Annotated in this window: 13 protein-coding genes; 8 read left to right on the forward strand and 5 right to left on the reverse strand. The window is 49.1% G+C overall.

What is annotated here, in order from left to right; translation table 11 throughout:
* The first annotated feature begins 25 nt into the window (after positions 1 to 25).
* Entirely contained in the window at positions 26 to 406 is a 381-nt protein-coding gene (locus NSQ55_RS02580) for a RidA family protein (RefSeq protein WP_036682524.1), read from the forward strand.
* 94 nt (positions 407 to 500) lie between these two features.
* Here NSQ55_RS02580 and NSQ55_RS02585 read toward each other — a convergent pair whose 3' ends face one another.
* Complete coding sequence (locus tag NSQ55_RS02585; RefSeq protein WP_076124500.1) at positions 501 to 1,268, reverse strand: TspO/MBR family protein; 768 nt, start codon at positions 1,266 to 1,268, stop codon at positions 501 to 503.
* Between the two features lie 463 nt (positions 1,269 to 1,731).
* On the opposite strand from NSQ55_RS02585, the gene NSQ55_RS02590 reads away from it, so the two are divergent.
* The 3 genes from NSQ55_RS02590 to NSQ55_RS02600 all read left to right on the forward strand — a co-directional run bounded on the left by NSQ55_RS02590 (position 1,732) and on the right by NSQ55_RS02600 (position 6,945).
* Complete coding sequence (locus NSQ55_RS02590; protein WP_076124498.1) at positions 1,732 to 4,827, forward strand: DEAD/DEAH box helicase; 3,096 nt, start codon at positions 1,732 to 1,734, stop codon at positions 4,825 to 4,827.
* 33 nt (positions 4,828 to 4,860) lie between these two features.
* The gene (locus NSQ55_RS02595) at positions 4,861 to 5,652 is read left to right on the forward strand and encodes a hypothetical protein (RefSeq protein ID WP_076124497.1); all 792 of its coding nucleotides are present in this window, start codon (positions 4,861 to 4,863) and stop codon (positions 5,650 to 5,652) included.
* Between the two features lie 141 nt (positions 5,653 to 5,793).
* A complete protein-coding gene (locus tag NSQ55_RS02600; protein ID WP_339170998.1) occupies positions 5,794 to 6,945 on the forward strand; it encodes a YCF48-related protein in 1,152 nt (383 codons plus the stop codon).
* Between the two features lie 364 nt (positions 6,946 to 7,309).
* On the opposite strand, the gene NSQ55_RS02605 is transcribed toward NSQ55_RS02600, so the two are convergent.
* Positions 7,310 to 8,038 (reverse strand): GTP pyrophosphokinase family protein, encoded by a 729-nt coding sequence (locus NSQ55_RS02605; RefSeq protein ID WP_076218890.1) that lies wholly within the window; start codon positions 8,036 to 8,038, stop codon positions 7,310 to 7,312.
* Between the two features lie 204 nt (positions 8,039 to 8,242).
* On the opposite strand from NSQ55_RS02605, the gene NSQ55_RS02610 reads away from it, so the two are divergent.
* From NSQ55_RS02610 to NSQ55_RS02625, 4 genes are read left to right on the forward strand one after another with little or no spacing between them, the layout of a single operon-like run.
* A complete protein-coding gene (locus tag NSQ55_RS02610; RefSeq protein ID WP_076124493.1) occupies positions 8,243 to 9,034 on the forward strand; it encodes a zinc ribbon domain-containing protein in 792 nt (263 codons plus the stop codon).
* Between the two features lie 40 nt (positions 9,035 to 9,074).
* Positions 9,075 to 9,893, forward strand: coding sequence for a TrmB family transcriptional regulator (locus tag NSQ55_RS02615; RefSeq protein WP_036682516.1), 819 nt, complete (start codon positions 9,075 to 9,077; stop codon positions 9,891 to 9,893).
* A gap of 25 nt (positions 9,894 to 9,918) precedes the next feature.
* A complete protein-coding gene (locus NSQ55_RS02620; protein WP_038568522.1) occupies positions 9,919 to 10,221 on the forward strand; it encodes a hypothetical protein in 303 nt (100 codons plus the stop codon).
* A gap of 42 nt (positions 10,222 to 10,263) precedes the next feature.
* Positions 10,264 to 10,857 carry a xanthine phosphoribosyltransferase gene (locus NSQ55_RS02625; RefSeq protein WP_339171000.1) on the forward strand — a complete coding sequence of 198 codons (594 nt, stop codon included), beginning with the start codon at positions 10,264 to 10,266 and terminating at the stop codon, positions 10,855 to 10,857.
* A gap of 113 nt (positions 10,858 to 10,970) precedes the next feature.
* On the opposite strand, the gene NSQ55_RS02630 is transcribed toward NSQ55_RS02625, so the two are convergent.
* From NSQ55_RS02630 to NSQ55_RS02640, 3 genes are all read right to left on the reverse strand, one after another.
* Positions 10,971 to 11,927, reverse strand: a complete 957-nt coding sequence (locus NSQ55_RS02630; protein ID WP_052096739.1) for a diacylglycerol kinase family protein — start codon at positions 11,925 to 11,927, stop codon at positions 10,971 to 10,973.
* A gap of 110 nt (positions 11,928 to 12,037) precedes the next feature.
* Positions 12,038 to 12,376, reverse strand: a complete 339-nt coding sequence (locus tag NSQ55_RS02635) for a membrane protein (RefSeq protein WP_036682511.1) — start codon at positions 12,374 to 12,376, stop codon at positions 12,038 to 12,040.
* 93 nt (positions 12,377 to 12,469) lie between these two features.
* The gene (locus tag NSQ55_RS02640; RefSeq protein ID WP_339171003.1) at positions 12,470 to 13,459 is read right to left on the reverse strand and encodes a serine hydrolase; all 990 of its coding nucleotides are present in this window, start codon (positions 13,457 to 13,459) and stop codon (positions 12,470 to 12,472) included.
* Between the last annotated feature and the right edge of the window lie 69 nt (positions 13,460 to 13,528).

The raw sequence follows: 13,528 nt of genomic DNA on the forward strand, positions 1-13,528 counted from the left end.
GCGTTTAATGGAGAGGGGTAACAAGATGAGTAAAAAACAAGTAGCTACTACAAAAGCACCAGGAGCCATTGGTCCTTATAGTCAAGCCATTACCACCGGTAGTTGGGTATACACTTCAGGACAACTGGGCCTTAATCCCGAGACAGGGAATTTGGCTGAAGGCGTTCAGGAACAAGCTCGTCAAGCACTTAGCAATGTACAAGCTATTCTTGAGGAAGCTGGTGCATCACTGGATCATGTAGTGAAGACCACCGTATTCCTAAAAGATATGAATGATTTTGCAGCAGTTAACGAGGTTTACAGCACTTTCTTTAAAGAACCTTATCCTGCCCGCAGTGCCATTGAGGTTGCTCGGCTGCCCAAAGACGGACTTGTTGAGATCGAAGCGGTAGCACGTAAGAAATAAATATGATTTCGCACTTCTAGATTATTCTACAAAAAAAGGCGGGTTAAGGAGGATCACCTTCTTAGCCTGCCTTTTTATATTATCAAGAGGACAATCAGTATCTGCTGTATCTTCTGCGGCGTGGTGTGAGCAATAGCCAAATGCTGTAGAGCAGCAGAAGACCTGCCGTTACTGTGCCCGTTACAAAGACTGCATTAGCTTCTCTATGTTCCAAGGCGATCGCGATGAAAGCCCATACGAAGACCAGAGGATAGATGCTGTCTCGGTTAGGGTAGCTGACTAACACCGCAAGCAGTGTCCCCACGCAGAGCATGATCACGGCCCAGGTTATCCCGCTAAGTCCAAACCCATCCCAATGATTTTTCTCCAGAACAACGCTAACATTCACGATAGTCGCCACAGAGATCCAGCCAAGGTATATACTAAAGGGTAGCTTGATCAGCCATTTCTCACCTGAAGTAGGATTTGCGATCTGGCGCGTTCGGCGATAGATAACAATGATGGAAATTAACATTAACACCATGGCAATCAAAGAAAGCTCGATGTATAGATACTGCCAGAGGAAAAGCCAGCTCATATTAAAAACACAGCTCAGGATAAACCAGAACGAAATAGCTCGTACAGAATCCCTAGAACTTGTATAGGAGCGGAATTGATAAATAACGAAACCGGCTAACAAGAGGTAGATCAGCGACCAAATGGAGAACGCGTAGCCAGCAGGAGTCATGTAAGTCTTATATTTGTCAGAGATTTCTCCTGTACTGTTTCCGCCCAAAGGCAAGGTTACCGCCAGCACATTTACGATAATTACACCCACAAAGAATACGAGGTTCCACCATTTATAAGGATTATAACGTCTCAAATAATTCACTCCCTAGCTTTTTTAATAGAGTGTTGCTTATTTAGAATATACCCCTTTTTGGCCTAATTAAGACTATAAAAAGAAAAGAAGTGACTAGTGAGTCATAACATTCTTGGATAGCAGGGCAGTAGTGCGGGGTATTTTAAATGAATCAAATTACTGGGTGTTTCTATATCCTTCAACTTTATTTCATAAAAATCTACAGAAAATATGCAGAAATGTTTTTAAATCAGCGCTTTTTCGTATAAGATGAAGAGATGAAGATTCAAGAAAATATAAGTTTTGTCCTAGTTCTTTATCCTTATATTTACCGCAGGAGCGCATCGCCTCTCTAAAAGAGGAAGAAGCGGCTTCTACTTGTATAGCTTCAAAATTTATTTCTCGCGGAAAAGGTTGCAGTTACCCTTCCTGATGGTAGGGGGCTGGTTCTTTTTTTGCTTGCTTAAAAGACAGGAGATCACCGATGACTAAGCATCTGTATGCAATATGGTTAGGGGACGTTTTATTTTGCTTCTCTGGCGAAACTTCGGAGCCGAAGGTTGACGCTTGGACTCGCGTAGTGAAGCGGATGGAGCTACAGGGAGGAGTGCGTCCTTTTGCAACTGCTGCTCTGCGTCTGGCAGAAGTGAAATATCCGGCTCCCCCTGTAGAGGGGAAGCCAGCCCGGCGCGGATTGCCCGGACGAACGTTCGAAGGGCTCGCCTTGGTTCCTAGCGATGCATTTCAACTGCTTCTGGCATGGGATGAGACGTTATGCCGAGATCAGGGAGTGGAGCCAGGCGGCGAACTGCGTTACTGGGCAGCAGCGGCACGTTTTGCGCTGGAGCTGATGGGTACGGGCGGGATTACGCCGGGGGCCTTGCCACCACGCCCTGTGGGCTCACGTCGCCGCGGCGGCGAACAGGCGGCGACGGTCTGCTGGTCGCCAGCTTTCCGAAAGCAGGAGGACAAAGAGATCTTTCTGCAGCTGGCAGCATCCATGCCTGTTCTTGCACTAGGAACGCATATCGCAGAGGCAGGGGATTTATCCTCTCGTGATGAGGCTGGAGCATATGTGCTTTACTCCTTTATGCAGGCTGTAATGACTGCTGAGATAAAAAAAGTAATTGCGGGCATTGAAAGTGAGTTAATCCCTTATAAAGCGAATTATCGCCGGGGTTATTCCCCTTTAACTGAACTGTGGTGGAATAGCCTTCTCACTGGAAGCCGAGATATACCCGTGCAAGGAACTCCAGCAGAGGTGACAGACCTTTTGGTCACTGTGAACGAGACCGCTGGCAGCGATGTACCACATTCAGAGCCAGAGGAAGCACGGAGCGGGCAGCTGGGTCTTGGGCTACGGCTGGAGCCGCCAGAAGACAATGAAAACAATAATGAAGTCTGGCGGTTAACCTTCTGGGCGGAGAATAAGGAAGAAGGGGAATTCTGGTTTCCCGCCAAATCGATCTGGAGTAGTAAAGAACGAGAGTTTACGTTATGGGGTAAACGCTATCGCAATATCCAGCAGCAGCTGCTTATAGCGCTGGGCCGGGCTGCGAAGATATCGCCGGATATTCAGCGCGCTCTTGCTAAGCCTGCGCCCACGGGGGCGGATTTGGAACCGGAGCGTCTTTATTTCTTTTTGAAGGAGACGGTGCAGCAGCTGCGCGATCGGGGAATAACGGTGCAGATGCCTTCGCGCTGGAGCCGTGAGGGACGCCGCCGCATTGGCATGAAGATGAAAATGCAGCCGGGCGTGAACGGGGGCGATAGCCCTGCGCCCGCAGCTCTGGGTATGGAAGAGCTGATCTCGTTCCGTATTGAGGCCTCGCTTGGAGATAGTACGATTAGTGAGGAAGAATTAAATGCATTAGTAGAGGCCGGTGTACCTTTTGTACGTTTCCGCGGGGAATGGATCGAGATAGATCCTAAAGAAATCCGCCAGGTTCTTAGATATATGAAACGCCATGAAAACGGAGAAATGACTGCCGCGGATTGGATGCGTCTAGAAGCCGAGGATGGTGAAGATCGGCTCTGGAAAGGAATGTCCGTCACTGGGATGGAGACATCCGGGCTGTTGGCATCACTTATGCGCGGAGATGTATTACGTAATCTTCCGGTGCGTCCTGTACCTGAGGGTCTGCATGGAACTTTAAGACCTTATCAGGAGCGGGGTTATCAGTGGCTGGCCGAGCTCAGTGGTCTGGGTTTTGGGGTATGCCTCGCCGATGATATGGGTCTAGGTAAAACGGTGCAGGTTATCACCTGCCTGCTGGACCGGGCGTTAAGTGCTCCCCCTGAAGAGAAGCAGGAGCCTGTACTGATTCTCTGCCCAACATCGCTTCTTGGCAACTGGCAGCGGGAGCTGCAGCGCTTTGCACCTTCGCTTAATGTACACATACATCATGGTGGACGCCGTGTTCGGGGAGATAGCTTCTTAGAACTGGCAACCAGTCATGATATCGTACTGACGACCTATCATTTGGCAGGCCGTGACAGTGAGGATTTAGCCAATGTCCAGTGGTCAACAGTGGTGCTGGATGAAGCTCAATATATTAAAAATCACCGTACGAAGCAGGCGCAGAGTGTGATGAAGTTATCAGCGCCGCATCGCATAGCTATGACAGGTACTCCGGTAGAGAACAGACTTGGCGAGTTATGGTCTATTTTCCACTTTTTAAACCCGGGCTATTTAGGAACCTATCATTCCTTCCGGCAGCGTTATGTGTCTGGTGAAGGTGGGGAACGTCTGCGGGAGCTGCATCGCTTGGTATCCCCCTTCCTGTTGCGGCGTCTGAAGAGTGACCCGGATATTTCTAAGGATTTACCGGAGAAGCTGGAGCTGAAGTCTTATTGCCCGCTGACCGAGACCCAAGCTGCCCTGTATCAGGGTGTCGTGGATGAAATGCTCGGTGTGATCGGGGAGAGCAGTGGTATGGCCCGCCGTGGACTGGTGTTATCCTCTCTGACGAAGCTGAAGCAGATTTGCGATCATCCTCAGCTATTCCGGAAAGAAGAAGGACGGAGTCCACGCAATGAACATTCCGGTAAAATGGAGGTTATGTTCGAGGTGCTGGACAGTGTCGCTGAAGTTGGCGAATCTGTGTTGATCTTTACGCAATACGTAGCGATGGGTGAGCTGCTGGTGAGCAAGCTTACTAAGCGTTATGGTACATCGCCGCTGTTCCTTCATGGGGGGATTCCAAAACGGGAGCGGGACGAGATGGTGCATGATTTTCAAGAGGGCAAGGGGCCAGCCTTCTTCGTGTTATCTCTTAAAGCGGGCGGAGTAGGATTGAACCTAACCCGGGCCAATCATGTTATTCATTACGATCGCTGGTGGAATCCGGCAGTGGAGAATCAGGCGACAGACCGGGCTTTCCGAATTGGGCAGGATAAGAACGTACAAGTTCATAAGCTGATTTGCCAAGGAACGCTGGAGGAACGTATTGACGAATTAATTGAGCGGAAGAAAAGCCTTTCGGAGCAGGTTGTTGGTTCTGGTGAAACATGGTTGACCGAGATGTCTAATCATGAACTGAAGGAGCTTATTGAACTGCAGGATCAGGATTGGATGTAAAGAAAGACATGAGCAATACGGAGGGATCGAACAATGAGTGAACTGTTAGAGATGCGGCTGGAAGTTGTGCCTGGATTAGTAAAAGCAGCATGGACGGCTTCGCCCGGGAAAGTGACGGGAGGGTCGCGGGCAAAAGGTGAATGGAATGTCGGTACTTCTGCTGTTCCTCAGGGACAAAGAACGGAGCAACCTCTCTCTCTGAAGGTTCCAGTCTGGCATGCTGCCCGTAGAAAAGAAATATTGCGGCGTCTGGCGCTAAGTCCGGATGAGGTATTTGCTTTGCTGCAAGGGAGATTGACGGGTGGGCTGGCGGAACTGGAGCTTCTGCCTACAGATACTGAGCTGGAGCAAGCCCTCTTTGAGGGGGAAGGGTTAGAGAACCAGGCGGAGACTCTACAGCTTATAAAAGAACGACTTGCTGAAGAGCCGCTGCTGGCGCTTTCTCTGAGAGGATTTACTAAGGGAGAACTCCTGGATGGAATATTTGCCCTTTGGGCTGAAACTGATATAGCTGCCGATGATTCTGAGACAGAGGCAGCCCCAGCTAGTGAGCTTGCAACAGAATTAGCACGGCTAGAGCGCAAGGGCCCCGCAATTTCTTCTGGGGAATGGCTTGCAGAAGCGGCTGCTGAAGGTTCGCTTCACCAGCCGGGACCGCAGTTCCATGAGATTACGGCTAGGCCATTTCCCTCATCGCCGGTAGTAGCAGCGGTAACGGAAGACTGGGGAGCTTTGCTGCCTCAGACACCTAAGGCTCTAGAAGGCCTAACTTTGATTATGAATCGAGTAGCAGAAGCTGCTGCCCGTCGTGCAAGTAAGGCGTAGTTAAACAGCAGTGGAGTTTAGAGAAGCCGCTTCCTATCTGAGGAGGCGGCTTCTTCTTTGTGTAAAGCTTCTGTAACCTTTTACTATTAAACTCTGTCTATGATTATAGAATAGAAGGAAATGGAAAAAGGAGGGTTTCATTTGAGACTATATGCCGTTTTTGCCCCGATAATCATTGCTGGGTTATTTCTGCAATCCTACATGGTAAATGATAATCTTGGTTTAGATTCGAGTATGGGGATAAATACCGCTGAGCTGAAGACGGATATGAATTCTTTGCAGGGGTATCCTGCTAAATTTAGCATGAATGACATAAAGCATGGGTGGGGAATAGATAAGACTGGATTATGGACTACGAACGATGGAGGAAGTAGTTGGTACCATCCGGACAGCAATATTGTTCCTATTCCACAAGAAACAGGCATCTTTGCCGCAGCAAGCTTTTTCCTGAATGCCACAAATGGCTGGATTATAAGTAGTCATGGTATAGGGCAACCTGTCCTGATCTATCATACCTCTGATCTGGGCCAGACCTGGAAGGAGACAAAACTTCCCGTCACGGAGGATTGGGAGCAAGGATACAGTGGCGGTTTTATTCATTTTATCGATGTGAATAACGGGTATGTGCTGCTGGATTCAGAACCTGGTCTCGGGATGATGGAGAAATCCTTGTATCGCACGGCTGATGGCGGGAACAGCTGGAAGCGAATCGGAAATCTAACGGAGAGTATTAAAGCCTATCCAACAGGGATAACCTTTCAGGATTCCCAGAATGGCTGGATCACCTCCAGCAACCATGGGCAAGAATACATTTTAACATTCAGAACTACGGATGGCGGGAAGAGCTGGAAGCCGGAGCAATTAAAGAAGCCAGCTGCTCTGGCAGCCTTTACTTACAGTAATAGTTATCCGCCTAAATTCTCAGGCAAAGACAATATGAAAGGCATCCTGCCGCTGGAGATCGTTGACGATGGGATTCGAAGTATGGTGTTTTACACAAGTGATAACGGAGGCAGGACATGGAAGCTTGGCCCTCAATTGCTCGGTACTGAGGCAGCGAGAACAACATGGCTGAACGCTCGTGAAGGTTGGGCTTTGCAGGAGGGCGGCAAACTGGTGGCGACTGTCAACGGGGGTGTAAGCTGGAGGTTGATTGCGACATCACAGCTATTCGCGAAGGCAGAAAACATTCAGTTCGTTACGCCGAAAAACGGTTGGTTGGCGGGTCCAGGATTTCTAAAGACCACTACAGATGGCGGCGTTACATGGAAGCCTTTGGTTAGTAAGCCTTGAGGCTGAATACAGCGGAACGCCGGGTCATGATTAGCCGTTGGTTGAGGTTTAGGGACTCAGGAGGCGTTATTCACACATTTATCGCCTATCCAGTATGTTTTCGGACTCCAGTGCAGCTATCCTATATAGGAGGGCGCAGATCCGGAGTTTTTTATGCCGTTAGCGACTTTGGGGTCCGTTAGTATGCAAAATGGAGGATTATTTTGCGAATAAGATAGGCTGTGTCCGATAGCACCTTGCTTCGGCGGCAAATGGTAACGATCAAACGGCCTAATCGATTAAAAAGAAGGGGGTGTCCCAGCAGCCATTGTCATGGCTTATGAGACATCCCCTTAATTTTTGAGAAATGTAGAAATATGAAAGCTTAAACCTGCCCGCCGGCAGGGGATTCCCCTTCTGCAAGTTCCAGAATCTCGCGGCGTAGGCGCAGCATTTTTTGATCCAGTTCATCGGCGGCGCGTGCGGCATCCTTCAATTCTTCCGCAACATGCGAAGGAAGCTGCTTATCGAATTTATAATACAGAATATGTTCCATACTTGCCCAGAAGTCCATGGCTAGGGTTCGCAGCTGTATTTCGGCTTTGACCCAGCGTGTTCCTTCCAGCAGGACGAGCGGAATTGCGACGATAAGATGCAGGCTTTGATACCCATTCGGCTTGGGATGGGCTATATAATCTTTGATCTCCAATACGCGAATGTCTTCGCGTGTGCTGAGGTGATCAACCAGACGGTAAATATCTTTAACAAAAGCACATACAATCCGCATACCTGCAATATCGTGAATGTGCTGCTCCATATTTTCCAAGTTGAACTCGAAACCTTTGCGCTCCATCTTTTGAAGGATGCTCTTGGGTTCTTTAATTCGGCATTTAACATGCTCGATGGGACTGAAGCCGTCACGGACCTGCCATTCCGTTTTGATCACATCGATTTTATTCTCAAGATCGTTTAGTGCATGGCGATAGAGTGCTGGCAGAGACTTGAACTCATTGATAAGATTTGTGAAATCCTCGTTATCTTGCCAATGTTGCAGATCCTTAACGTGTACCTGCATCTGTTTTAGCGTAAGCTGTGTGCTGTCATGTTCTTCCACTGAAACTCTCCCAATTTCGTTATTTGTGATTAATTCTATTTTAACCGATGTAGAACCCCTGACGCAAAATAACGTCTGAAATCAGGGAAAATAAGAATTTATAGGAACATTCTCCGCTAAATCGCGTATTAAAGCACATTAATGAATCTGTTCGATACATTTGGTATGATAGAAACACGTATCGCTGGAGAGGGAGGAACTGTAATGAGTTTTATGAAACGAATCAAAGATAGTGCGAGCCGGGTTACCGAAAAAGCACAAAGCTCTGTTGAGATCGGCAAGCTGAACGGGCTTATTTCCGATATTGAACGTGAGATGGAAGTGGAATTCACGAAAATGGGCAGGCTTTTTTATGAAGGGTATCGCTCTAAGGATATGTCTGTAGCTGAAGGCAAAATGGTAGAACTGGCACGGACCTGTTCCAAGCTTCAGGAAAAAATTGAAGTCCAACGCGCAAGAATTGCTGAACTGAAAAATGAACGGTTATGTTCTTGTGGCAATGTTGTGGCGCTCGATGCAAATTTTTGTCCAAAGTGTGGAAGTAAGCTGGAGGAGCTAACCACATCAAGAAAGATTCCGTCACCGCCGGTATTCGTCAAAACTGTGGATGAGGACGAAGAGGATGAGGATCAATACTATGGTGCGGATGAGCTAACGGATGAAGAGAAGGAGATTGCAATGAAGCTCCATCCGCAAAGTGTGGTGTATTCTGAGATCCTGCCTTCAGAGGATGATGAGCTGCCATTGGAGGAATATGCGGCGAACGAACATGACATTGAACGGGATCGCAGACATGCTGATCAGCTGGAACGGGAAAGACAAAGACAGCTTGAGCTGGATCGTCGCATCCGCGATTGGAACGCGAATGAACATCAGGAGGAGACCGCAGTCACCCAGGACAGTGGTGTTCGTGATATGATTAAGTGTCAAATCTGTCGGAATGAATTGCCAAAGGGCTCCTTATGGTGTCCACGTTGTGGATCGGAGCAAATATAGTACAGATATCAGTCAGCTTAGGGCTTAGGGGGACAACAAGATGGAACAGCTGCTGCTGCATCTGCGCAATCTGGGCTTCACGGAGATGGAGTCCAAAATCATGGTCGAGCTTGCGACTAAAGGTCAGGCTTCTGGCTATGAGGTTGCCAAACAGCTCGGAGTTTCAAGATCAAATGTGTATGCGGCGCTTCAGCGCCTAACACAGCAGGGATATGTACGATGTGGTGAAGGAGAGCCTGCGCGGTATAGTGTTCTTAATCCGGAGGAGCTGGCGACGATGATCTCGGGAAGAGTTCAAGCTTCGCTGGCTTATATGGAAAGTGAGATGCCTCGCGGAGGGCCTGTTAGTCCTTCTTTTTATAATGTAGAGGGCGACCGCAATGTAATGGGGGCGCTGATTCGCCAGCTTAACATGGCAGAGCAGGAAATTGTAGTGGATATGTGGCGCGAGGAAGCGTCGCTTCTGCGGAGCGAACTTGAACAGGCCGAACTGCGTGGCGTTAGGCTTTTATGGGCTTTTGACGGTGGCAATGCTGCTGCTGCCTCTTACCCGGTATGGCCGTCATTCGGAAAAGATTCGCAGCGGGCGGATGGACGGAAGTTCTCATTTGTGATTGACCGGAGCTGGTGTATGCTGGGGATGCGTTATGATGATGGATCGGCGCAAGCAGTGGTAACAGAGCACCCGGTGTTAGTGGAGCTGCTGTTGAATCATTTCACACAGGAAATGGTCTTGTTCGAGCTGGAGCAGGATATGGGCGCAGAATTAGTAGAGCGTTATGGAGAACGTTACAGCAAAATTCATAGCAAATATGTTATGTATGATCAAGGCGATGATGGGGAAGAACAGGCGCAGTAGTTATTATCATAGGGAGGTGAGAAGCATGGAATGTATCGTTCATTTTGAAGTGGTGCACAATGATGGTCCTAAAAAATTGCGTGGACTGTTGTTTCTGGATAAGGGAGCATCTCCTGGAGAAGCAGAATTAGTCGAAATGTTTAAGGATATGAATTTTAACGTGAGACTGGAAGACCGCGAAAAATTGATTTTTAAACCGGTAAATCCGGGAGATTTCTTGGAGATTCGAATTACGGGTTATGATAACGGTCAGGAAAAGAGCAAGGATGATCATAATTTAAAATCGATCGTTGGAAATTTATTGCCTCAGAAGCCGACAGGTCTGTAATGTGGGGAGAATGGATTCAATGATGGGAGAAGGAGGAGCACTATGGAGCTGTTGAGACAAAAAGTGTTGAAAGAAGGTATTGTACTCGGGCAAGGAGTGCTCAAGGTGGATTCTTTTCTGAATCATCAGATGGACCCCTTCCTGATGCGTGAGGTTGGCCGTGAGTTTATCCGCCGGTTCGCTGGCGAAGAAATTACGAAGGTGCTGACTATAGAATCCTCGGGGATTGCTCCGGGGATTATGACAGCATTAGAGCTGGAGGTTCCGCTGATTTTTGCCCGTAAGCAGAAATCGCTGACGCTGACAGAAGACATTTACGTGGAGAAGGTCTACTCCTTCACGAAGAAAGAAACGAATGAAATTACCGTTTCGAAGAAATTCATTGCTCCCGGAGAACGGGTGCTGATTGTTGATGATTTCTTGGCGAATGGTGAAGCCGCCTTCGGACTTGCCCGTATTGTTGAGCAGGCGGAGGGAAGTGTGGTTGGAATTGGTATTGTGATCGAAAAAGCGTTCCAGCCAGGGAATCGGCTGCTGCAGGAAGCGGGATATCGCGTAGAGTCACTTGTGCGTATTGCTTCACTGGAGGACGGAAGAGTCACTTTCGTGGAAGACGAGGAAGAGCCTCTTGTTTGAGGCTTTTGGAATGCATTCTCAAACAAAAGCTATAGGATATACAAAACAGCAAGCGACTTGGTAATGAACCAGTCGCTTGCTGTTTTTTGTGTGTATGGTATGCACGGGTCAGGTTACCCGTTGCTGCCGCATGCCGCTGCAGTGTCGACGGGCAGCTGTACGCTGTCCGCCGCCAGCGGCGATAGCACCCGCAGCGCCCCCGGCTCGCAGCGAACGGCCAGCGGCCCTTTGCCGAGGCTCTCGCCGTCGCCGATCGCAGGCCGGGCCTCGGCAAAGCCCACAGCTACGCTACGTCCGCGCAGCATAGACACGAAGGGCAACGCCACATGCTTGCCCTTCAGTACCGTGGGGAACAACCGCAGCAGCTGCCCGCGGCTGCACCCATGCACGACGCAGACGTCAAGCTGGCCGTCATCGGCCTTTGCCTGCGGGCAGATCAAAAGCCCGCCGCCGTAGCTGGGCAGGTTGCAGATCGAGACCAGCCATGCCTTCTCGAAGGCGTGCTCCGTACCGTCGCAGACTACGCTTACCCGGCAGGGCTTGAATGTCATCAGCGTATGCAATATGCCGATGATATACGCGAGCTGGCCTGCTCCAATGGCATTGCACAGCCTTTTGTATCGGCTGGCATTCACATTCTCGGCCACTTGAGCATCAAAGCCATTGGCAACGGCTGTTACGGTCAGTCCGTTTGCTCCTGAAAGCAGGTCTGCTTCGATATACCGCTCGCTAAGGGCGGCCTCCAGCGCGGCTTCTATGGAAAGTGGAATGCCAAACCCCCGGGCGGTGTCGTTGCCGGAGCCGGCAGGGATTACGCCCATGGGGATATCTTTGCCGCAAAGTGCACCCAAAATGCTATGGAGCGTGCCGTCACCACCGATTACAATCACGGCTTTCCAATCCTCGCGATGCTTTAGTGTATTTAAAACAAGGGCTTCTGCACCCTCTACGCTGTGCGTAAACAAGGACATGAAAGGCAGCGAACGCTCCTTCATGAGCGCCTCTACAGTATGCCAGGTCCGGCCGCCTGCTCCCCCGCCGGAACGCGGGTTTATGATAAATAGATACATATGATTTCCTCCAGCCTGTAGAATTCCATTGATGCCCTTTCTACATTGTAAGGAGTGGATGGGCAAAAGGGAATACTTTTCAGCGATCAGAGGGGCCGCTTTTTGGGGGATTACAGATGGCGAATCTGACTTTCTGCGATATCACCTGCCCAAGGGAGTTTATACCACCTGCCACTTAAGGCATGGTAGATCATTAACAGCCACACCCCAAAGCTGCAAAGAGAGACGAGGGCACTCATCAAGGGACCGAGGAATGGGACCAATCCGGTTAGAACGTGGAGGATCATCAGCACCCCGAAGGTAATCAGTGATTGCAGCGAATGGAACAGCACAAAGCGGCTGCGTTTCTCCAATGCGAGAAAGACGACGCCGCCGAGAAAAGGGAAAAAGTAACACAACGCGCCCGCTATATTATCGGGCAATCCGGTGGATGATTTAAAAGGGGACAATGGGCTCACTCTCCTTCTGCTTGGAGAAGAAGGGGCTTGATTGTTCGAATCCTTCTTCCTTACAAGCCTATGACTTGTCAGGAAAAAGTATGTTTAGCTCATTGAAGGGAGAACATACTTTTCAAGCAGCCTGCGAGGGTTCTTCCAGTTGTTTGTCTTGCTCTCTGCTGTAAAGACCACTACAGCATCCAGATTGGGGAAGAGCAGAATCTGCTGCCCGCCATGCCCGTGGGCGAGCTTGTAGGGCTGCCCGCTCATCGTACCGATCCAAAACTGATATCCGTAATCACCAAACGCTGGATATCCCTTAGCTTGAGCGGTAAGTGCATCCTGCAACCAATGTTCTGGGATGATTTGCTGCTCTGCAAACACTCCATTATTCAGCAGGCAGATTCCGAATTTAGCCATATCCCGAGACGTTAGGTGCAAACCGATATGACCCATGCTATGTCCTTCGGGGCTAGGTAACCAAGCGGTATTAGCCATTCGGAGTGGAGTGAATAAATGCTGTGCTGCATAGGAAAATGCATCAAGACCTGTAGATTCACTAATCATTATCGAGATTAGATGTGAGTCGATGCTTCGATATTGGAACTGGCCGATTTGTTCTGGAATAATGTTCAAGCTAAGGCCAAAGGAACCCCAGCGGCGGCTGCGATGGAGGTTCCGAACAAGCGGTTCACCAAGCTTCTTCCCTGTGATCCAGCTAAAACCGGAAGTCATGGTAAGAAGATGACGGAGTGTGATTTTTGAGAGATGTGGGGAGTGAAGGTATGGAATATGCTTGCGAAGGACCTCGGACACAGAAATATGGAGATCAGGCATCTCTCCACGGCCGATAGCGATTCCCGTAAGGACACTGACAAAACTTTTGGTGGCAGAACGGAGATCATTTAATGCTCCAGCATGATGGTCGTTATAATAACGTTCGAAGATAAGTTTTCCATGACGCACAATAAGCATGCTATGCATCTTGGGGTATTCTTTTAGGATAGCTTGATGGGCTTGTTCAAGACCCTCCCGGCGTGTATCGGTGTCTTCTGGCGTTGCGGTAGTCATTAGGGGAATTGCAGGCTGGGCCATAAAGATCTCCTTCTCATTTGTTGATAAATACAATTTCGCTTGCTGTATAGGTTATTGTATTTTAACCAG

The organism is Paenibacillus sp. FSL H7-0943, from assembly GCF_037963265.1.
Classification (GTDB): Bacteria; Bacillota; Bacilli; order Paenibacillales; family Paenibacillaceae; genus Paenibacillus_AQ; species Paenibacillus_AQ odorifer.

Coding starts and splice junctions, on each gene's coding strand:
- NSQ55_RS02580 (WP_036682524.1), top strand. CDS start 26: ATGAGTAAAAAACAAGTAGCTACTACAAAAGCACCAGGAGCCATTGGT.
- NSQ55_RS02590 (WP_076124498.1), top strand. CDS start 1,732: ATGACTAAGCATCTGTATGCAATATGGTTAGGGGACGTTTTATTTTGC.
- NSQ55_RS02595 (WP_076124497.1), top strand. CDS start 4,861: ATGAGTGAACTGTTAGAGATGCGGCTGGAAGTTGTGCCTGGATTAGTA.
- NSQ55_RS02610 (WP_076124493.1), top strand. CDS start 8,243: ATGAGTTTTATGAAACGAATCAAAGATAGTGCGAGCCGGGTTACCGAA.
- NSQ55_RS02615 (WP_036682516.1), top strand. CDS start 9,075: ATGGAACAGCTGCTGCTGCATCTGCGCAATCTGGGCTTCACGGAGATG.
- NSQ55_RS02620 (WP_038568522.1), top strand. CDS start 9,919: ATGGAATGTATCGTTCATTTTGAAGTGGTGCACAATGATGGTCCTAAA.
- NSQ55_RS02625 (WP_339171000.1), top strand. CDS start 10,264: ATGGAGCTGTTGAGACAAAAAGTGTTGAAAGAAGGTATTGTACTCGGG.
- NSQ55_RS02630 (WP_052096739.1), bottom strand. CDS start 11,927: ATGTATCTATTTATCATAAACCCGCGTTCCGGCGGGGGAGCAGGCGGC.
- NSQ55_RS02640 (WP_339171003.1), bottom strand. CDS start 13,459: ATGGCCCAGCCTGCAATTCCCCTAATGACTACCGCAACGCCAGAAGAC.